This is a genomic window from Nonomuraea sp. NPDC049486 (genome assembly GCF_040676925.1).
GTDB lineage: Bacteria > Actinomycetota > Actinomycetes > Streptosporangiales > Streptosporangiaceae > Nonomuraea > Nonomuraea ferruginea.
Genome location: NZ_JBFAPV010000005.1, coordinates 489,596 through 507,629, shown reverse-complemented (window position 1 = coordinate 507,629; position 18,034 = coordinate 489,596). Strand labels below are relative to the sequence as shown.

11 protein-coding genes are annotated in these 18,034 nt (G+C 72.0%); 5 read left to right on the top strand and 6 right to left on the bottom strand.

Annotation, left to right across the window (positions count from 1 at the left end; all coding sequences use genetic code 11):
- The first annotated feature begins 46 nt into the window (after positions 1 to 46).
- Entirely contained in the window at positions 47 to 1,288 is a 1,242-nt protein-coding gene (locus tag AB0K05_RS18325) for a cytochrome P450 (RefSeq protein WP_271279369.1), read from the top strand.
- Positions 1,289 to 1,291: 3 nt separating this feature from the next.
- Here the strand turns inward: AB0K05_RS18325 and AB0K05_RS18320 are convergent, their stop codons facing one another.
- Positions 1,292 to 3,553: a hypothetical protein gene (locus tag AB0K05_RS18320; RefSeq protein ID WP_364230264.1), complete on the bottom strand. Its 2,262-nt coding sequence runs from the start codon at positions 3,551 to 3,553 to the stop codon at positions 1,292 to 1,294.
- 519 nt (positions 3,554 to 4,072) lie between these two features.
- Between AB0K05_RS18320 and leuS the strand changes: the two genes are divergently transcribed.
- Both leuS and AB0K05_RS18310 read left to right on the top strand, forming a co-directional pair.
- Positions 4,073 to 6,526, top strand: a complete 2,454-nt coding sequence (gene leuS / locus AB0K05_RS18315; protein WP_364230261.1) for a leucine--tRNA ligase — start codon at positions 4,073 to 4,075, stop codon at positions 6,524 to 6,526.
- Positions 6,527 to 6,704: 178 nt separating this feature from the next.
- Entirely contained in the window at positions 6,705 to 8,813 is a 2,109-nt protein-coding gene (locus AB0K05_RS18310) for a transglycosylase domain-containing protein (protein WP_364230259.1), read from the top strand.
- Between the two features lie 2 nt (positions 8,814 to 8,815).
- Here AB0K05_RS18310 and AB0K05_RS18305 read toward each other — a convergent pair whose 3' ends face one another.
- Positions 8,816 to 9,784: a TIGR03557 family F420-dependent LLM class oxidoreductase gene (locus AB0K05_RS18305; protein ID WP_271280304.1), complete on the bottom strand. Its 969-nt coding sequence runs from the start codon at positions 9,782 to 9,784 to the stop codon at positions 8,816 to 8,818.
- A gap of 7 nt (positions 9,785 to 9,791) precedes the next feature.
- Positions 9,792 to 10,235, bottom strand: a complete 444-nt coding sequence (locus tag AB0K05_RS18300; RefSeq protein WP_148030135.1) for a hypothetical protein — start codon at positions 10,233 to 10,235, stop codon at positions 9,792 to 9,794.
- Positions 10,236 to 10,388: 153 nt separating this feature from the next.
- Here AB0K05_RS18300 and AB0K05_RS18295 point away from each other — a divergent pair, with 153 nt between their 5' ends.
- Complete coding sequence (locus AB0K05_RS18295; protein ID WP_364230255.1) at positions 10,389 to 13,538, top strand: PDZ domain-containing protein; 3,150 nt, start codon at positions 10,389 to 10,391, stop codon at positions 13,536 to 13,538.
- A gap of 50 nt (positions 13,539 to 13,588) precedes the next feature.
- Here the strand turns inward: AB0K05_RS18295 and AB0K05_RS18290 are convergent, their stop codons facing one another.
- From AB0K05_RS18290 to lexA, 3 genes are all read right to left on the bottom strand, one after another.
- Positions 13,589 to 14,701 (bottom strand): aminotransferase class I/II-fold pyridoxal phosphate-dependent enzyme, encoded by a 1,113-nt coding sequence (locus AB0K05_RS18290; RefSeq protein ID WP_364230252.1) that lies wholly within the window; start codon positions 14,699 to 14,701, stop codon positions 13,589 to 13,591.
- A gap of 34 nt (positions 14,702 to 14,735) precedes the next feature.
- Entirely contained in the window at positions 14,736 to 15,143 is a 408-nt protein-coding gene (locus tag AB0K05_RS18285; protein ID WP_271278978.1) for a DoxX family protein, read from the bottom strand.
- Positions 15,144 to 15,391: 248 nt separating this feature from the next.
- Complete coding sequence (lexA, locus tag AB0K05_RS18280) at positions 15,392 to 16,099, bottom strand: transcriptional repressor LexA (protein WP_148030138.1); 708 nt, start codon at positions 16,097 to 16,099, stop codon at positions 15,392 to 15,394.
- 1,266 nt (positions 16,100 to 17,365) lie between these two features.
- Between lexA and AB0K05_RS18275 the strand changes: the two genes are divergently transcribed.
- Complete coding sequence (locus tag AB0K05_RS18275) at positions 17,366 to 17,995, top strand: hypothetical protein (protein ID WP_271278979.1); 630 nt, start codon at positions 17,366 to 17,368, stop codon at positions 17,993 to 17,995.
- Positions 17,996 to 18,034: the final 39 nt, after the last annotated feature.

Here is an 18,034-nt window from a genome sequence, read left to right as displayed (position 1 = left end):
TGCAAAGTGTTGACGCGGAACCGCCCATGCTCGAATGATGGGCACCATGAGCGTCCTCGACTTCGACCTGTCGGACACCCACTTCTGGGCCAGGCCCATGTCGGAGCGGAGGCAGGCCTTCGACCTGCTGCGCCGGCGTGCGGCGCCGGCCTTCTTCGCGGAGCCGGAGATCTCCTTCGCGCCCAGGGGTCCCGGCTACCACGCCCTGGTCAAGCATGCCGACATCCTCGAAGCCAGCCGCAACCCGGAGGTCTTCTGCTCCGGCGACGGCGGCGCGACGAACATCCCCGACATGCCGGCGGAGTTCACCGAGTACTTCGGCTCCATGATCAACATGGACGACCCGCGCCACGCCCGCCTGCGCCGCATCGTCTCCCGGGCCTTCACGCCCAAGATGATCAAGCAGTTCGAGTCGGACGTCGACACCGCCGCCGCGAAGATCGTCGACGACCTCCTCGCCAACGGCACCGGCTGCGACTTCGTCACCGAGGTCGCAGCCCGCCTGCCCCTGAAGATCATCTGCGACATGATGGGCATCCCGGAGCGCGACTACCAGTTCGTCTTCGAGCGCTCCAACATGATCCTCGGCGGCTTCGACCCCGAGTACGTCGGCACCGACGTCGAGGGCATCGCCGAGCGCCTGCTCACCGCCGGCATGGAGCTCCAGCAGCTCGTCCAGGACCTGGCCGCCCACCGCGCCGACAACCCGACGAGCGACCTCACCTCCTCGCTGGTCAACGCCAACATCGACGGCGAGCGGCTGACCATGCAGGAGCTCGGCTCGTTCTTCATCCTGCTCGTCGTGGCGGGCAACGAGACCACCCGCAACGCCATCTCGTACGGACTGCGCCTGCTCACCAAGAACCCCGAGCAGCGCGAGCTCTGGAGCCAGGACTTCGACAAGCATGCGCCGACCGCGGTCGAGGAGATCGTCCGCCTCGCGTCACCGGTCAACTTCATGCGCCGCAAGGTCACCCGCGACCACGTCATGAACGGCAACCCGTACCGCGCGGGCGAGAAGATCGTGCTCTACTACTGGGCCGCCAACCGCGACCCCGAGGTGTTCGACGACCCCGAGCGCTTCGACATCACCCGCCACCCCAACCCGCACGTCGGCTTCGGCGGGCCGGGGCCGCACTTCTGCCTCGGCGCCCACCTGGCGCGCCGCGAGATCACGGTGATGTTCCGCGAGCTGCTGCGGCGCGTCCCCGGCATCGAGGGTCACAACCCGGACCGGCTGCACTCCAGCTTCATCAACGGGATCAAGCACATGGAGTGCAGGTTCTGACGGTCAGCCCTGGGAGATCAGGCGCAGCCGCTTGACGACGGTGTTGACGTCCGGCAGCAGCGCCTTGCCCTCCGCGGGCACCGACATGAAGACGATCGCCGGCACGTCGCCGCCCGTGTTGATCGCGGCGGCGACGACCGTGGCCTTCTCGGTGGGCGAGGTGAGCGAGTAGGCGATCAGCCTGCCCGTGCTGTCGCCCACCTTCAGCGACTGCTGGGCGATCTTGCGCACCTTGTTGCCGTCCGCGTAGAGCCGCTTGCGCGCGTCGACCACGACCGCCTTGATCACCGGCTCCAGGTCGTCCGGAGAGGTGTACCTGCCCGCCAGCTTGGCGGGCAGCGGGCCGGTCAGCACCTGGGCGGCCAGGTCGTCGCCGACCATGGCGTACTGGCGCGTGTCGTACCCGTAGGTGCCCTTGACCGTCGGCCGCTCGTCGAGCCGCCAGGTGCCGCCGAGCCGGGGGACCTGGATGCCCGCCTGCGGGTCCTGGACCGTGCCGGTCACCGGCGACGCGTTGCCCTTGTACGCGGGCAGCCTGCCGATCGTGACGGACGTCTTCCTCGGGGTGGCGGGGGCCGACTGGGACGGGGTGGCCTGCGCCGCGGACTTGCCCGGGTCCTCGCTCGCCAGCGGGCCGGCGATGAACGCCCACAGCAGCGCGATCACCAGGGCTACGGCCGCCGAGCTGGCCAGGGCGTAGATCCACAGCGGCTTGCCGGGCTCGTCCAGCGACTCCGGCTCGCCCATCGCCTGGTAGTTGTCGCCGAAGACGGTGTTCCAGAGCTCCTGCTGGCGCTCGGGGGGAGGGGTGCGGGAGCCGCTGATCTGACCGGCCGTCACGAACGGGCGGTCAGGGTCGGAGGGGTCCCGGCTGAGGTTCGCCCCGGGCCTGCCCTGCTCGGTCCCGGGCCCACCATGACCATGCCCTGCAGGCCCGCCAGGTCCGCTCGGACCGTACGGGCCGTCGGCCCCGCCGTACGGACCGTCTGTTCCGCCGTGACCCCCAGGTCCGTAGGGGCCGTCGGCTCCGCCGGGCCCGCCAGGTCCGTAAGGGCCGTCGGCTCCGCCGTGACCGCCAGGGCCGTAGGGCCCGTCGGGCCCGCTGGGACCGTAAGGGCCGTCGGCTCCGCCTCGTCCGCCGTGGCCCGGCCCTCCGGGGCCGCCCGGCCCGTGGGAGCCGCCGGACCCGCCGGGACCGTACGGTCCACCGGGCACGCCGCCAGGCCCCCCGGAACCACCGTGACTACCGGAACCACCGGAACCGCCAAGGCCGCCGGAACCGCCTGGGCCGCCTCCGCCTGGACCGGCCGGGGCTTCCACGCCCGCTCCGGCGTGCGCGGCCCGTGCGCCGGGGCCGGCGTAGCCCTCCGGGCCGCCCGCGCCGGGGTAGCCGTTGCGCGCGCCGGGGTCGGCGACACCCTGCCCGCCGTACCCGTCGGAACCCCCGGGGTTGCCGTACCGGTTGGCGCCGTATCCGTCCATGCCGCCGGAGCCGCCGGAGCCGCCGGAGCCGTAAGCGTCCGTGCGCCCGGAACCGCCGCCACCGGGGCTGCTGTATCCGTCCATGCCGCCGGAACCGGCGTGGCCGTCCGCGCCGCCGTACCTGTCGGAGCGTCCAGGACCGCCGTAGGTGTCCGGGTGGCTGGGTACGGGGTTGGCGCCGGAACCGGTGAGGCTTGCTCGTCCGTACATCATCGTGTGCTCGTCGGCGGCGGCGGCGGAGCTGCGCGCGCGTCCCGGGTGGTCGTCGAGCCCGCCAGGACCGTACGAGCCGAGGATCGCGGCGTCCGGGTCCACCGGGGCGGGCTGCAGGTCGGGCACCCGGTTCATGGTCATCGTCCCGTCCAGCGGGTCGCCGGGGCGGGAGGTGTCGGCCTGCTGCGGCCAGGGGGCGGGGGAGTTCAGGTTCGACCAGGCGTCGGAGTAGGACGAGGCCGGCGGCTCGGACCAGGCGGGCACCGGGTCCTTGACCGGCGGCGGCTCCGGCCACGAGGGCTGGGCGGCGGGCGGCGCCTCGGGCCAGGAGGCGCCCCGCGAGGCGGACGGGGCGTCCGGCCACGACGCGGGCGGGGACGACGGGCCCTGCGAGCCCGCGTCGGGCCAGGCGGGGGCGGACGGCGGCGTCTCGGGCCAGGACGGGCCGGGCGGCCGGGACGTGGGAGCGCCGCCCTGCCGGGCGTCCGGCCACGCGGTGGGAATGTCGTCGCGGGGCGGCTCCGGCCACGAGGGCTGAGAGCCTGGCGCCTCGGGCCACGCGGTGGGCACGTCCTGCCGCGGAACTTCGGGCCAGGAGGGTGGCCGGTGCGACGCTCCGGAATTCTCCGATGCCATGGGTTCCGGCCCTCCTGAGCGCTTGTCCGGACTCGACGTACCGTGCATGATCTCATGGGATTTTCCAAGAGAGTCAGCCGACTCCGCAGCGAAACGGGCGAAGCCATGCGGATCGGTCGGCGGATCCTGCATCGGCAGGTCGGCCCCCGAACGTTCCGGTCCAGCTGAGTGCACCACGGTGACGAGCGTATTCTAATGGGACATATGAGGTCACAACGGATAGATCACCATCAGGTCTCGCGAGCCTGAAGGGTCCATTGTGCCCTCGTACCTCGATCGGCCGCCCGCATTCAGCCGAAGACGTGCGCTAGGCTTGACGTATGCGTTCCGCGACCCTGCTCCTTACCGGGCCGCGACGGTTCTGAGTTCCTCGCCGTCGCGGCTGCCCCTCGTCCTGGTCACGGGGGGTTTTCTTATGGGTCCGAGTCCGAGTCAATCAGAAGGACAACCGCCGTGAGTGAGTACGACCCGCAGGCGCTGCAGGCCAAGTGGCAGCCGCGCTGGGAGGAGATGGACCCGTTCCGGGCGAGCGAGGACGCCGCCGATCCCCGTGAGCGGCGCTACCTGCTCGACATGTTCCCCTACCCGTCGGGTGACCTCCACATGGGCCACGGCGAGGTCTTCGCCCTGGCGGACGTCATCGCGCGCTACTGGTTCCAGCGCGGCTACAACGTCCTGCACCCCATCGGCTGGGACTCCTTCGGCCTGCCCGCCGAGAACGCCGCGATCAAGCGCGACGCCCACCCCGCGGAGTGGACCTACCGCAACATCGAGACGCAGGCCAACTCGTTCAAGCGCTACGGCATCTCCTTCGACTGGTCGCGCCGCCTGCACACGAGCGACCCCGACTACTTCCACTGGAACCAGTGGCTGTTCAACCGCTTCTTCGAGCGCGGCCTCGCCTACCGCAAGGGCGGCCTGGTCAACTGGTGCCCCAACGACCAGACCGTGCTGGCCAACGAGCAGGTCGTGGCCGGCAAGTGCGAGCGGTGCGGCGCCGACGTCATCAGGCGCGAGCTCACGCAGTGGTACTTCAAGATCACCGACTACGCGCAGCGCCTGCTCGACGACATGGACCAGCTGGAGGGCGGCTGGCCCGAGCGCGTGATGACCATGCAGCGCAACTGGATCGGCCGGTCCGAGGGCGCCGACGTGGTCTTCGAGATCGTGGGCCGCGACGAGCCGGTGCACGTCTTCACCACCCGGCCCGACACCCTGTTCGGCGCCACGTTCTTCGTGGTCGCCGTCGACGCGGCGCTGGCCGACGAGATCGTCACCGACGAGCACCGCCCGGCCTTCGAGGCCTACCGCGCCGAGGTCGCCAAGCTGAGCGACATCGAGCGGCTGTCCACCGAGAAGGAGAAGACGGGCGTCTTCCTGGGCCGCCACGCGATCAACCCGGTCAACGGCGAGCGCATCCCCGTCTGGGCGGCCGACTACGTGCTGTCCGACTACGGCCACGGCGCCATCATGGCGGTGCCCGCCCACGACCAGCGCGACCTCGACTTCGCCAGGAAGTTCGGCCTGCCGGTGCGGGTGGTGGTCCACACCGGGCTGGCCGACCCCGGCGAGACCGGCGTCGCCACCTCGGGCGAGGGCGAGATGGTCAACTCCGGGCCGCTCGACGGGCTGGGCAAGGCCGAGGCCATCGCCGAGATCATCCAGGTCCTGGAGGCCGAGGGCAGGGGCCGCGGCGCGGTCAACTTCCGGCTGCGCGACTGGCTGCTGTCCCGCCAGCGCTACTGGGGCACGCCGATCCCGATCATCCACTGCCCCGACTGCGGCGAGGTGCCCGTCCCCGACGAGCAGCTCCCCGTCACCCTGCCCGACCTGCGCGGCGAGGCGCTGGCGCCGAAGGGCGTCAGCCCGCTGGCCAGCGCGACCGACTGGGTCAACGTCGACTGCCCCAAGTGCGGCGGCCGCGCCCAGCGCGACACCGACACGATGGACACCTTCGTCGACTCGTCGTGGTACTTCCTGCGTTACTGCTCGCCGGGCTACACCGACGGCCCGTTCGACGTCGAGCAGGTGCGCAGGTGGGGCCCGATCGACCAGTACGTCGGCGGGGTCGAGCACGCCGTGCTCCACCTGCTCTACTCCCGGTTCTTCACCAAGGTCCTGTACGACATGGGCATGGTCGGCTTCACCGAGCCGTTCCTGCGCCTGCTCAACCAGGGCCAGGTCATCAACGGCGGCAAGGCGATGTCCAAGTCGCTGGGCAACGGCGTCGACCTGGGCAAGCAGATCGACGACTTCGGCGTCGACGCGGTGCGCCTGACCATGGTCTTCGCCGGCCCGCCCGAGGACGACATCGACTGGGCCGACGTCTCGCCCGCCGCGTCGCAGAAGTTCCTGGCCCGCGCGCTGCGCGTGATGTCGGAGGTGACCAGCGAGCCCGGCGTCCCGTTCGAGGGCGGCGACGTCGAGCTGCGCAAGGTCACCCACCGCACGATCGACGAGGTCACCAAGCTGGTCGACTCCCACCGCTTCAACGTCGCGGTGGCCCGCATGATGGAGCTGACCACCGCCGCCCGGCGGGCGATCGACTCCGGGCCCGGCGCCGCCGACCCGGCCGTCCGCGAGGCGGCCGAGACGCTGGCCGTCATGCTGTCGCTGGTGGCTCCCTACACCGCCGAGGAGGGCTGGGAGCGCCTCGGCCACCAGGGCGGCACCGTCTCCAAGGCGGGCTGGCCGAGCGCCGAGCCCGCGCTGCTGGTGCGCGACCTGGTGACCTGCGTGGTCCAGGTGGCGGGCAAGGTGCGCGACCGGCTGGAGGTCTCGCCGGAGATCGCCGAGGACGAGCTGCGGTCGATCGCGCTGGCTTCGGAGAAGGTGCGAGCCCATCTGCGGGGCGAGCCCCGGCGGGTGATCGTGCGCGCGCCGAAGCTGGTCAACATCGTCCCCTGACGCGAATCGCGAGGCCGCCGCACCCCTGGAGGCGCGGCGGCCTTCGTCGTGTATGGGCTGACCAGCGGTGATATGCACACCGATATCACCTGCTTTCCCATATCGCTATTGGACGCCATCCGATCAGGTCTGCTTTGCTCCTGCCCACTGCCGGGCGACAGAAGGACAAAGGGCACTGATGGCACGTCGGGGGACGAAGATCGTACGGCTCACCGCCGCAGGGGCGGCGGCGGGCGTGCTCGTGGCGGGGCTCGCGGCGCCGACCGTGGGCGGCGCGGGTCTCGGGTTCATGTCGGCCGCGGCGGTGGCCGACCTGCGGCCGGTCGAACTGGCCGAGCCGCCGCTGCCCGAGGTCTCGGTCGTGCTGGACGTACGGGGCAAGGAGATCGCCCGCTTCTACGAGGAGTACCGCGAGGTCGTCGGCCTCGACCGGGTCGCGGAGGTCATGCGGACGGCGATCGTCGCGATCGAGGACTACCGCTTCTACGAGCACGGCGCGATCGACCTCGAAGGCACGATCCGGGCGCTGGCCACGAACCTGCAGGCGGGCCGGGTGAGCCAGGGCGGGTCGAGCATCACCCAGCAGTACGTCAAGCAGGTGCTGCTCAACGCCGCCGGCACCGAGGAGGAGCGGAACGCCGCCCTGGAGTCCAGCTACGCGCGCAAGCTGAGAGAGCTCAGGTACGCCATGGGCGTGGAGGAGAAGTACACCAAGGACCAGATCCTCGAGAAATATCTGAACATCGCGTACTTCGGCGCCGGCGCCTACGGCGTCGAGGCGGCGGCCAAGCGGTTCTTCGGCGTCCGGGCGAGCCGGCTCACGCTGCCGCAGGCGGCCACCCTGGCCGGCGCCGTGCAGGACCCCAACGCCACGGACCCGAACCTCGGCGAGAAGCACCGCGCGCGATTGCTGAAGCGCCGCGACGTCGTGCTGAACCGGATGGCCGAACTGGGCGCGATCACCCCGGCTGAGGCGGCCAAGGCGAAGGCCACCAAACTGGGCTACAAAGGCAAGAAGCTCCCCGGTGGCTGCGAAGCCAGCACATATCCGTACTTCTGCATATATGTCCGCCAGGAGATCGCCAACAACCCCGCCTTCGGCAAGACCGCCAGGGCGCGCCTGCGCATGCTCAACGGCGGCGGCCTGACCATCAGGACCACGCTCGACCCGGCCATGCAGGCCGCCGCCGACCGGGCCGTCAAGAGGTACGTGCACGCCTCGGACCACCCCGTCGCCGCCGAAGCCCTCGTCGAGCCCGGCACCGGAGCGATCAGGGCCATGGCGGCGAGCAGGCCGTACGGGCGGAGCAAGGCCAGGAACGAGATCTCGTACAACGTCGTCGCGGACGCCGGGCACGGCGGCGGCGCCGGCTTCCAGGCGGGCTCCACGTTCAAGACCTTCACCCTGATCACCGCGCTGAAGCAGGGCATGAAGACCGGCGACGGACTGAGCGCGGGGGCGGGCTACCGGGCGCCGGGTCCCGCGGCGTTCAGGAACTGCGCGGGCGAGAACGTCGGCGACCCCGGCCACACGGTCACCAACGACGAGGGCTCGCCGGGATGGAAGACGCTGCGCACCGGCACCTGGAGCTCGGTCAACACGTTCTTCATGGAGCTGGAGCGGCGCGTGGGCCTGTGCGAGACGATCACCACGGCCGAGGACCTGGGCATCCGCCGGGCCGACGGCCGCCCGCTGAGCGAGTACGAGACGTTCACGCTCGGCATCGACGAGATGGACCCGGTGACGGTGGCCGGCGCGTACGCGGGCATCGCGGCACGCGGCCGCTACTGCGCGCCGATGGCGATCACCCGGATCACCGGCCGCGACGGCGAGGCCACCGCCTACCGGCCGAAGTGCCGTCAGGCGCTGGAGCCCGCCGTCGCTGACGCGACGGCCGACGTGCTGTCCGGCGTGTTCACCGACGGCACGATGCGCGGCGTCGGCGGCATCGGCCGCGACGCGGCGGGCAAGACCGGCACCACCGACGGCTACGCGACCGCCTGGTTCGCCGGCTTCACCCCCGACCTGGCGGCGGCGGTGAGCATCGGCGACCCGCGCGGCTCCCAGGCCCACAAGCTGGCCGGGGTGACGATCGGCGGGAGGTACTACGGCGCCGTCGACGGGGCCGCCCTGCCGGGCCCCATCTGGAAGGAGACGATGATCGGCGCGCTGGCCGGCTCGCCGCCGCAGCGGTTCACCCCGATCGACTCCGCCCGGTTCGGGGGGTGCTCCCAGGACTGCCGGCCGGAGCCCGAGCCCACGGACGAACCCCGCGACGCGGAGTGAGCTCAGAGGCGGCGCAGAGCGGGCAGGAGCTCCTTCTCCGCCCACTGGAAGAACGGTTCCTGCTGGTCGGCGCCGATCTGGACCAGGGCGACGTGCGTGTGGCCGGCCTCTAGGTAGGCGCGGACGGCCTCGACGACCGCGTCCACGTCGGCGCCGCACGGGACGCTCCCCGCCACGTCGTCGGGCCTGACCGTGCCTGCTGCGGCCCGGAAGTTCACCGGGCCGGGCAGCTCGGCCATCACCTTCCAGCCGCCGACCGCCGACCAGCGCCACAGCCGGTGGGCCCGCTCCTTCGCCGCCTCCGCGTCGGTGTCGTAGGCGATCGCGAGCTGCCCGTACACCGGCTTGCCGGAGCCGCCGTCGTTCTGGAAACTCCGCACCACGTCCGGCATCGGCTCGTTGACGACCAGGACGTCCCCGTACTCGGCCGCGAGCCGCGCCGAGGCGTCGCCGGAGGCGGCGATGCCGATGGGGACCGGATCGTCCGGCAGGTCGTAGAGCTTGGCCGAGTCGACATCGTAGAACTCGCCCTGGAAGGTGACGTAACCGCCGCCGAGCAGCTCCTTGATGATCCGCACCGCCTCGCGGAGCATGCGGTGGCGGACGTCGGCCGACGGCCAGCCCTCGCCGACGACGTGCTCGTTCAGGTTCTCGCCCGCGCCGAGCCCGAGCGAGAACCGGCCCTCGCTCAGCACCGCCATCGTGGCGGCCTTCTGCGCCACCACCGCCGGGTGGTAACGCATCAGCGGGCAGGTCACGTACGTCATCAGAGGCAGGCGTTCGGTCGCCTGCGCGGCGGCGCCGAGCACCGACCAGGCGTACGGTGAGTGACCCATCTCCTCCAGCCAGGGGAAGTAGTGGTCGGAGATGACCGCGTAGTCGAAGCCGGCCTGCTCGGACCTGGCGGCGAAGTCCACGAGCTGCCGTGCGGGCGTCTGCTCGCACATCAGGGTGTAGCCGAACTCTGCCATGGTGGCCCTACTTTCCGGCGTACGGGGACGCCATCCGGTCGCCCAGCTCCTCCAGCACCAGCCCGAGTCCGATGCCGAGCATCCAGACGTCCTTGGCCAGACCGATGCCCTCGGGCGTGGGCTTGAGGCTGCCTTCCTGACGCATGCCGGGGGTCTTGAGATAGAGGCCGAGCAGCCCTCCGGCGAAGGCGGTCAAAGCCGCCCCGGCCAGCAGCGAGGGCACCATCGGCAGCAGCAGCGCGGCGCCGAGCGCGATCTCGCTCTTGGCCAGCAGCCTGGTGAACTCCTGCGGCTCGTGCTTCTCCAGGAAGGGGTAGACGCCGACGGCCATCCCATGGGTGCCGGCGGCGGTCCCCTCGTCGGCGCCGGCCTTGCTCAGGCCGGAGTTCAGGATGAACGCCCCCGCCGCCACGCGGGGCGGGATCTGGTGAGGACGGGCGAAGATACGCATGCATGCCTCCCGACTATGCGTCGCAACACCCCCTTCCCGTGATTTTTCACGACATCCGGGAGTCTGTCCGGTTTTGACCGTGTCTTCATTCCTCGCAGTCCTCGGCGCGAAATCGTGTCATCCCCTCGGCGGAGCGCGCACTAGTGTCTACCTGTGACAACTGGCGCATACCTGAGATTCCCCCACCTGTGCGGTGACCTGGTCACCTTCGTCGCCGACGACGACGTCTGGCTCGCCCCGATCGCCGGCGGGCGCGCATGGCGGTTCACCGCCGACCGCACCCCCGTGTCGAACCCCCGTCTCTCACCCGATGGCGCCCGCATCGCCTGGACCAGCACCCGCGAGGGCGCCCCCGAGGCGTTCGCCGCCGAGCTCGACGGGCCGGAAGGCGAGCGGCTCACCCACTGGGGGAGCCCGTCGACCCAGGTGCGCGGATGGAGCGCCGACGGGCAGGTGCACGTCGTCAGCGCCGCCGGGCAGGGCGGCCGCACCAGGACGTGGGCCCACGCCGTCCCGCTCGACGGCGGCCCGGCCACCCGCCTGCCGTACGGGTGGGTGAGCGAAGTCGCCGTCAGCGGCGACCGGGTGGTGACCGTCTCGCCCATGTGGCGCGAGCCGTCCCAGTGGAAGCGCTACCGCGGCGGCACCGCCGGCAAGATCTGGATCGACGCCGAAGGCTCCGGAGAGTTCACCCGCCTGTTCGCCGACAACCCCGCCCAGCACTGGGCCGCCATGTGGATCGGCGACAGGATCGCCTTCCTCGCCGACACCGACGGCATCGGCAACCTCTACTCGACCCTGCCCGACGGCTCCGACCCGCGTAGGCACACCGGCCACGAGGAGTTCTACGCCCGCCACGCCACCACCGACGGCGAGCGGATCGTCTACAGCCACGCCGGCGACCTGTGGCTGCTGGAGAGCCTCGACGCCGAACCGTACCGGCTCGACATCAAGCTCGGCGGGCCGCGCCCGGCCCGCGCCAAGCGGCCGGCGCCCGCCCGCGCCGGCGGGTTCTCCCCGGACGCGACCGGCCGCGCCAGCGCGGTCGAGATCCGCGGCACCGCCCACTGGGTGACCCACCGCGACGGCCCCGCCGGCACGCTCCGCGCCGAGCCGGGCGTCCGGGTACGGCTGCCGCGCGTGCTCGACTCGGACGGCGGCGCCCTCTGGGTGTCCGACGCCACCGGCGAGGACGGCCTGGAGATCGGCACCCCCGGCGGTGAGATCCGCACCCTCGCCGCCGGCGAGCTGGGCCGCGTGCTCGACCTGGCCGCCTCGCCCGACGGCAAGCACGCCGCCGTCGCCACCCACGACGGCCGGCTCCTGGTCGTCGACGTCGAGACCGGCGCGCACCGCGAGCTCGACCGCACCGGCCACGGCGACATCAGCGGGCTCACGTTCTCGCCCGACTCCGCCTGGCTGGCCTGGGTGCATCCGCACCAGGAGCCGCTGTCGCAGATCAAGATGGGCCGCGTCGACGGCACCTCCACCATCGAGGTGACGCCGCTGCGCTTCGCCGACTACGACCCGGTCTTCACCCGCGACGGCAAGCACCTGGCGTTCCTGTCGGTGCGCACGTTCGACCCGGTGTACGACGCGCACGTGTTCGACCTGTCGTTCCCCGTCGGCTGCCGCCCGTACCTCGTGCCGCTGCGCGCCACCACCCCCTCCCCGTTCGACCCCAGCCTGCAGGGACGGGGCTTCAACGGCGAGGACGACCACCCGCAGGCGGAGGAGAAGAAGAAGGACGACGCGCCGCCGCGCACCGAGGTCGACCCCGAAGGGCTCGCCTCCCGCGTGGTGCCGGTCCCGGTGCCCGCCGGCCGTTACGTGAACCTGCGCACCGCCAAGGACGCGCTGCTGTGGCTGCGGCACCCGCTCGCCGGCCGGCTCGGCGACGGCACCGAACCCGCCGGCGAGATCACGCTGGAACGCTACGACCTGAAGAAGCGCGCCAAGAGCGAGCTGGGCAAGGAGTTCCGCGCCTTCGAGGTGAGCGGCGACGGCACCCGGCTCGTGCTCAACGGCAAGAACGGCCTGCAGACCCGATCCGCGAGCGAGGGCGACGAGGTCGTCACCATCGAGCTCGACCGGGTCGCCGTCCAGCTCGACCCCGTCGCCGAATGGCGGCAGGGCTACCGCGAGGCCGGCCGGCTCATGCGCGACCACTTCTGGCGCGCCGACATGAACGGCGTCGACTGGCAGGGCGTCCTCGACCGCTACGCGCCCTTCGCCGAGCGCATCGGCGCCTACTCGGAGCTGATCGACCTGCTCTGGGAGGTGCAGGGCGAGCTCGGCACCTCCCACGCGTACGCCATCGGCAACGGCCCCACGGTCGACCCGCGCCGCCGCCAGGGCCTGCTCGGCGCCGACCTGGCCCGCGACGAGGACGGCACCTGGCGGGTCGAGCGCGTCATCGCGGGCGAGTCGTCCGACCACGACGCGCGCTCGCCGCTGCTCGCGCCCGGCGTCGCGGTCCGCCAGGGCGACGCCCTCGTCGCCGTCAACGGCCGCCCCGTCGATCCGGTACGCGGGCCGCTCCCGCTCCTGGCGGGCACCGCGAACCAGCCGATCCAGCTGACCGTCCGCCCGGCCGCCGGCGGCGAGACCCGCAAGGTCGTGGTCACCCCGATCGCCGACGAGACCCGGCTGCGCTACCACGACTGGGTCGAGGGCCGGCGCGCGTTCGTCCGGGAGGCGTCCGGCGGGCGGCTCGGCTACCTGCACGTGCCCGACATGGTGGCGTCCGGGTGGGCGCAGTTCCACCGCGACCTGCGTACCGAGATGGCGTACGAGGGACTCGTCGTGGACGTGCGCGAGAACGGCGGCGGGCACGTGTCCGAGCTCATCCTGGAGAAGCTGTCGCGCAAGGTCACCGGCTGGATCCGGGTCCGCGGCCACCAGCCGATGCGCTATCCCGAGGACTCCCCGCGCGGGCCCGTCGTCACGGTGACCGACGAGTTCGCCGGCTCCGACGGCGACATCGTCAGCGCCGGCATCAAGAACCGCGGCATCGGCCCCCTCGTCGGCGTCCGCACCTGGGGCGGCGTGATCGGCATCGACTCGCGCTACTCGCTGGTCGACGGCACCGTCGTCACCCAGCCGCGCTACTCGTTCTGGCTGGAAGGGCACGGCTGGGGAGTGGAGAACCACGGCGTCGACCCGGACATCGAGGTCGTCATGACACCCCAGGACCGCGCGGCCGGCCGCGACCCCCAGCTGGAGAAGGCCGTGGAGCTGGCACTCTCCGCCCTGGAGGAGCGCCCCGCCGCCACCCCGCCCGACCTCCCGCCCCTGCCGTAACGACCCCGGGGGACGGCTCCTCGTCCGGAGAGCCGTCCCCGCCCGGCCGATCAGGGGGTCACGGTGGCGATCCTCCGCAGGATCTCGGCGAGAACGGGCTCGGAGGTGGCGAAGTTCAGCCGGACGAACGTCTCGCCGCCCGGCCCGAACACGGCGCCGTCGCTGAGGAGGACCTTCGCCTCCCGCTCCAGCTGCTCCGCCACCCCGGGACGGCCGTAGTCGAGCCATGCCAGGTAGGTGGCCTCCGGCACGCGGTACGTGACGCCCTCGGGCAGGTGTGCGGCGATGGCGCGCCGGTTCCGGTCGAGCAGCGCGACCGTGTCCGCCAGCCAGGCGTCACCGTGCCGCCAGGCGGCCACGGTCGCCTCCACGCCGAACACGTTCGCCGAGCCGAAGAGGAACGGCGGCTGGGCGTCCAGCGCCCCGCGCAGCCCGGGGGAGCCGAGGTGCGCCACCGAGCAGCGGATCCCGCCCAGGTTGAACGCCTTGGTGGCCGAGGTCAGGGTGACCGTCCGGTGAGGCAGGATCGTGCCGAACGGGATGTGCCGGTTCGGCTCGTACACCAGGTCCGCGTGGATCTCGTCGGAGATGACCAGCAGGTCGTGCCGTTCGGCCAGCTCGGCGAGCTCCTCCAGCTCGGCCCGGGTGAAGACGCGGCCGGTCGGGTTCTGCGGGTTGACCAGCAGCAGCACCTTGCACCCGGACAGGTCGGGGATCTCGGCGCGCCACGAGTCGCCGTCCGGCACGAGCCGGATGGGGCGCAGCGGCCGGTCCATGGTCTCCAGCGTGCCGAGGAACGGATGATAGGCCGGGGTGTGCAGCGCCACCCCGTCTCCCGGGGCCGTCCACACGTGCAGGAGCACCTGCAGGGCCTGGTTGATGTCGGAGTAGGAGCGGACCAGGCCCGGATCGGGCTCCCACCTGTATCGGGCGGCCATCCGCTCCGCGAACGCCTCGGCGAGCGGCCCGCTCTGGGGGCTGTCGAGCCACGAGGGATAGCCGAGGTCGCCTTCCGCCCGGCGGCGCAGCGCCTCGACCACCTCGGGAGCGGACGGCAGGTCCATGTCGGCCACCCACGCGGGGATGACCCCCGGGTCGGCCTTCGCCCACTTCAGCCCGTCATTGCGTGCTTTGAACGCTTCACCCACGAATGTGTCGCTCACCCAGACATTCTAGGAATGTCGGCCTTCGTACGGATCAGCCGCCGGCCAGCGACCGCCACAGCCGGTCCGTACGATCACGCCGCCCCCACGCGATCACCCCGCTCACCACGAGCAGGACCAGCGGCAACGCCACAGGCCCGCCGCTCACGAACGCCTCGGTCAGCACCGCACCGGCCATCAGCCCGGCGCCCGCCAGCGCGGCCGCTCCGGCCACCGGGGGCGCCAGCAGGCACACCGCCACCGCGACCTCCAGCACCGCGACCAGGTAGCGGAACCAGTCGCCCCACCCGATCGCCTCGAACGTGGACACCGACGGCTCAGCCCCGGTGAACTTGCCCATCGCCGCCATCAGCAGCATGCCGGCCATGACCACCTGGAGCACCCACAGGCCGGCCCCGGCCAGCCGCCGCCCGGCACTCGGCCTCGTCTCGATCTTCTCCATGCCGCCGACATTATGGACTGCGATCAACCGCCGGAATGCGGCTGGTTACCGGACAAGGGTGGAGGTAGGTGCACTTGCCCGGAGACGCGCCGTGTGCGACGGAACCATGGAACCCGGGCAGCCGGAGAGGCGCCCGCCGGACAGGACGCGCGTGGAGAGGAGGACGGCGACCATCGGCGGGCTGGTGCGCGAGAGCCGGTGAGGAGCGCGGTGCGGCACGGCCGCACCGCGTCTCACGCGGCGAGTGGTCAGAGGCGGCGCAGGACCGCCACGACCTTGCCCAGGACGCTGGCCTCGTCGCCGGGGATGGGCTCGTAGTTGTCGTTGTGCGGCACCAGCCAGACGTGGCCGTCCTTGCGCTTGAAGGTCTTGACCGTGGCCTCGCCCTCGATCATCGCGGCCACGATGTCGCCGCTCTCGGCGACCGGCTGCTGGCGGACCACGACCCAGTCGCCGTCGGCGATCGCGGCGTCGATCATCGAGTCACCGGTGACCTGCAGGAGGAAGAGCGTGCCCTCGCCGACCAACTGCTTGGGAAGCGCGAAGACGTCTTCGACGCTCTCCTCGGCCAGAATCGGGCCACCGGCGGCGATGCGGCCGACCAGCGGGACGTAGGCCGCGGTGGGCCTGTTGACGGGGGCGTCGTCTGTGGCGGTGTCGGGGTCGACCCACAGCACCGGCTCACCCGGCAGCCGCACCTCCAGCGCGCGCGGGCGGTGGGGGTCACGCCGCAGATAGCCCTTGCGCTGCAAAGCCGTCAACTGGTGCGACACGCTGGACGTGCTGGTCAACTGGACGGCCTCGCCGATCTCGCGCATGGACGGCGGATAGCCGCGCTGCTGCACCGAGTCGCGGATCACCTCGAGGATCTTGCGTTGCCTGGGGGTCAGCCCCAGTGAGTCACGCCTTCGCACCGCGAGGTCACTGACCCCATTGGCGTCATCCCGCTCGCTCATGCCTCTCCTCCTCGCCCGGCAACCCGCCCCGCGGGCGAGGCTCCCGGTCCGTGGTCCTGATGTCGCACACAGCGACCGTATCTCTGTTGAAGATCATCTTCAAACAGTTGTTCGAGTCTTCCTCGAAAATGTCGGCAGTGTGGTGTAGAACATCGTACGGGAGTTCGATCGACACCGTGTTCGATTTGCCGATCTTTCTACGGCCGTTTCCGGGGGCCACGACGGCGGGAGGTCCATCATGCGAACGACCAGACGGAGCCATCGCGCAGCGGGCTCACCCACGGGCCGCATCCACGGGATGATCTGATGGCGGATCCGACCGGCGACCACGTCAAGCGCCTCACCCTCATCGTCGACGCCACCCAGGAGGGGAGCCCTCAGGGGCGCCACCCTCGCCCCGACGCGCCCAGGCGGAAGAACGACGGCGGAGCGGGCCCTCGGTCGCGATGGGCCGCCGACGGCAAGCGCCCCCACCTGTACCTCGTCCCCCCAGCCCGCCCCGACTCGGACGCCGGCCCTGGCAGGTGGGGGAGAAGCGACGGTGGACCCGTCCGAGGGGGAGAGCGCGCCCCCGGAAACGGTCAGGTCGTCAACGGCGGGTCCGTCCGAGAGCGAGCGCCCGGAGCCGGTCAGGTCGTCAACGGCGGGCGCCAGGCGGCGGGCGAGCGTGCGCCGGGAGGCGTCGTCAATGGCGGGTCCGTCCGTACGGAAGAGTGTGCGTCCGGACCCGGTCAGGTCGTCAACGGTGGACCCGTTCGAGGGGGAGAGCGTGGGCCGGGAGTTGGCCAAGCCGTCAATGGCAGGCGCCGGGCGGCAGGCGAGCGCGCGCCCGGAGCCGGTCAGGTCGTCAATGGCGGGCCCGTTCGGACGGGAAAGCGAGTGCCGGGAGACGGCCCGGCCGTCAACGGAAGGCCCGTCCGTACGGGAGGGCGAGCGCCCGGAGACGGTCAGGTCGTCAACGGTGGGCGCCAGGCGGGGGGCGAGCGGCGGGTCGTGGAGCGGCGCCGGAGGCAGGGTGCGCCGGAAAGGCGCCTGACGGACGACGGCCCTCTGCGGCGTTCCGGCCTCACCGGCGAAGACGGGCCCGGCGGCGGTCGCGCTGAGCGGTCGCCGGTTTCCCCGGCCCGGGTGCGGGGGCTCAGGCGGGACGGGGCGTCGATGGTGCCCAAGGGGAGTGCGCGCGTAGTGCAAGGGGAGCGGATCCCGGTGGACCAGGCGCCGAGGCGCCGGACGCGTAAGGGGGACGGCGCGATTGAAGGGGACGCGGTGCGGGCGCGTCGCCGCGTCGTCGTGCCCGGGACTCCAGCGCAGCTCGGCCGGCCAAGGATGGGCTGGTTCCCGAGGTTCGCGCGGATCGACAGGGCCGGTCGCGCCGCACAGATCGACAGGGCCGGTCGCGTTACGCAGATCGATAGGGCCGGTCGCGCCGCACAGGTTGACAGGACCGGCCGCGCCACGCAGGTCGGCAGGACCGGCGGCACCACGCAGGCCGACGGGGTGGGCCGCTCCGCGGGGGCCGACAGTGGGCGGCGTGCGCGGGCAAGGAAGAGGCTGCGGGGTGGCGCGGCCGAGACCGCGCCGGTGCGGTTGACGCGGCGGGGCCGCGCGGCGCTGGTGCTGGTCATGGCGCTGCTGTCGCTGGGCGGGTTCTGGCTCGGCACCAGGGCGGCCGGCCACGCAGGGGTCGAGCGCTCGCCGGGCGCCGTCGGCCTGTCGTGGGCACAGGTGCGTGAAGTCGATAACCTGAGCGGCGCCGGCGTCCACCCCGGCGAGGACCTAGGCGCCGTCGCGGACGAGGCCAAGCGGTTCGACAGGCTGACGAGTCCGCCCAGACGGACGGGCACCCGCCTCCACGGCCCCGATGGCGTCGGCACCCCTTTACACCAGGGACAATAGGTGACCGTGCGATGCCCGCGAGCCTCCTGTGAACAAACA

Coding starts and splice junctions, on each gene's coding strand:
- AB0K05_RS18305 (WP_271280304.1), bottom strand. CDS start 9,784: ATGGCAGAGTTCGGCTACACCCTGATGTGCGAGCAGACGCCCGCACGG.
- AB0K05_RS18310 (WP_364230259.1), top strand. CDS start 6,705: ATGGCACGTCGGGGGACGAAGATCGTACGGCTCACCGCCGCAGGGGCG.
- AB0K05_RS18300 (WP_148030135.1), bottom strand. CDS start 10,235: ATGCGTATCTTCGCCCGTCCTCACCAGATCCCGCCCCGCGTGGCGGCG.
- AB0K05_RS18325 (WP_271279369.1), top strand. CDS start 47: ATGAGCGTCCTCGACTTCGACCTGTCGGACACCCACTTCTGGGCCAGG.
- AB0K05_RS18285 (WP_271278978.1), bottom strand. CDS start 15,143: ATGGAGAAGATCGAGACGAGGCCGAGTGCCGGGCGGCGGCTGGCCGGG.
- lexA (WP_148030138.1), bottom strand. CDS start 16,099: ATGAGCGAGCGGGATGACGCCAATGGGGTCAGTGACCTCGCGGTGCGA.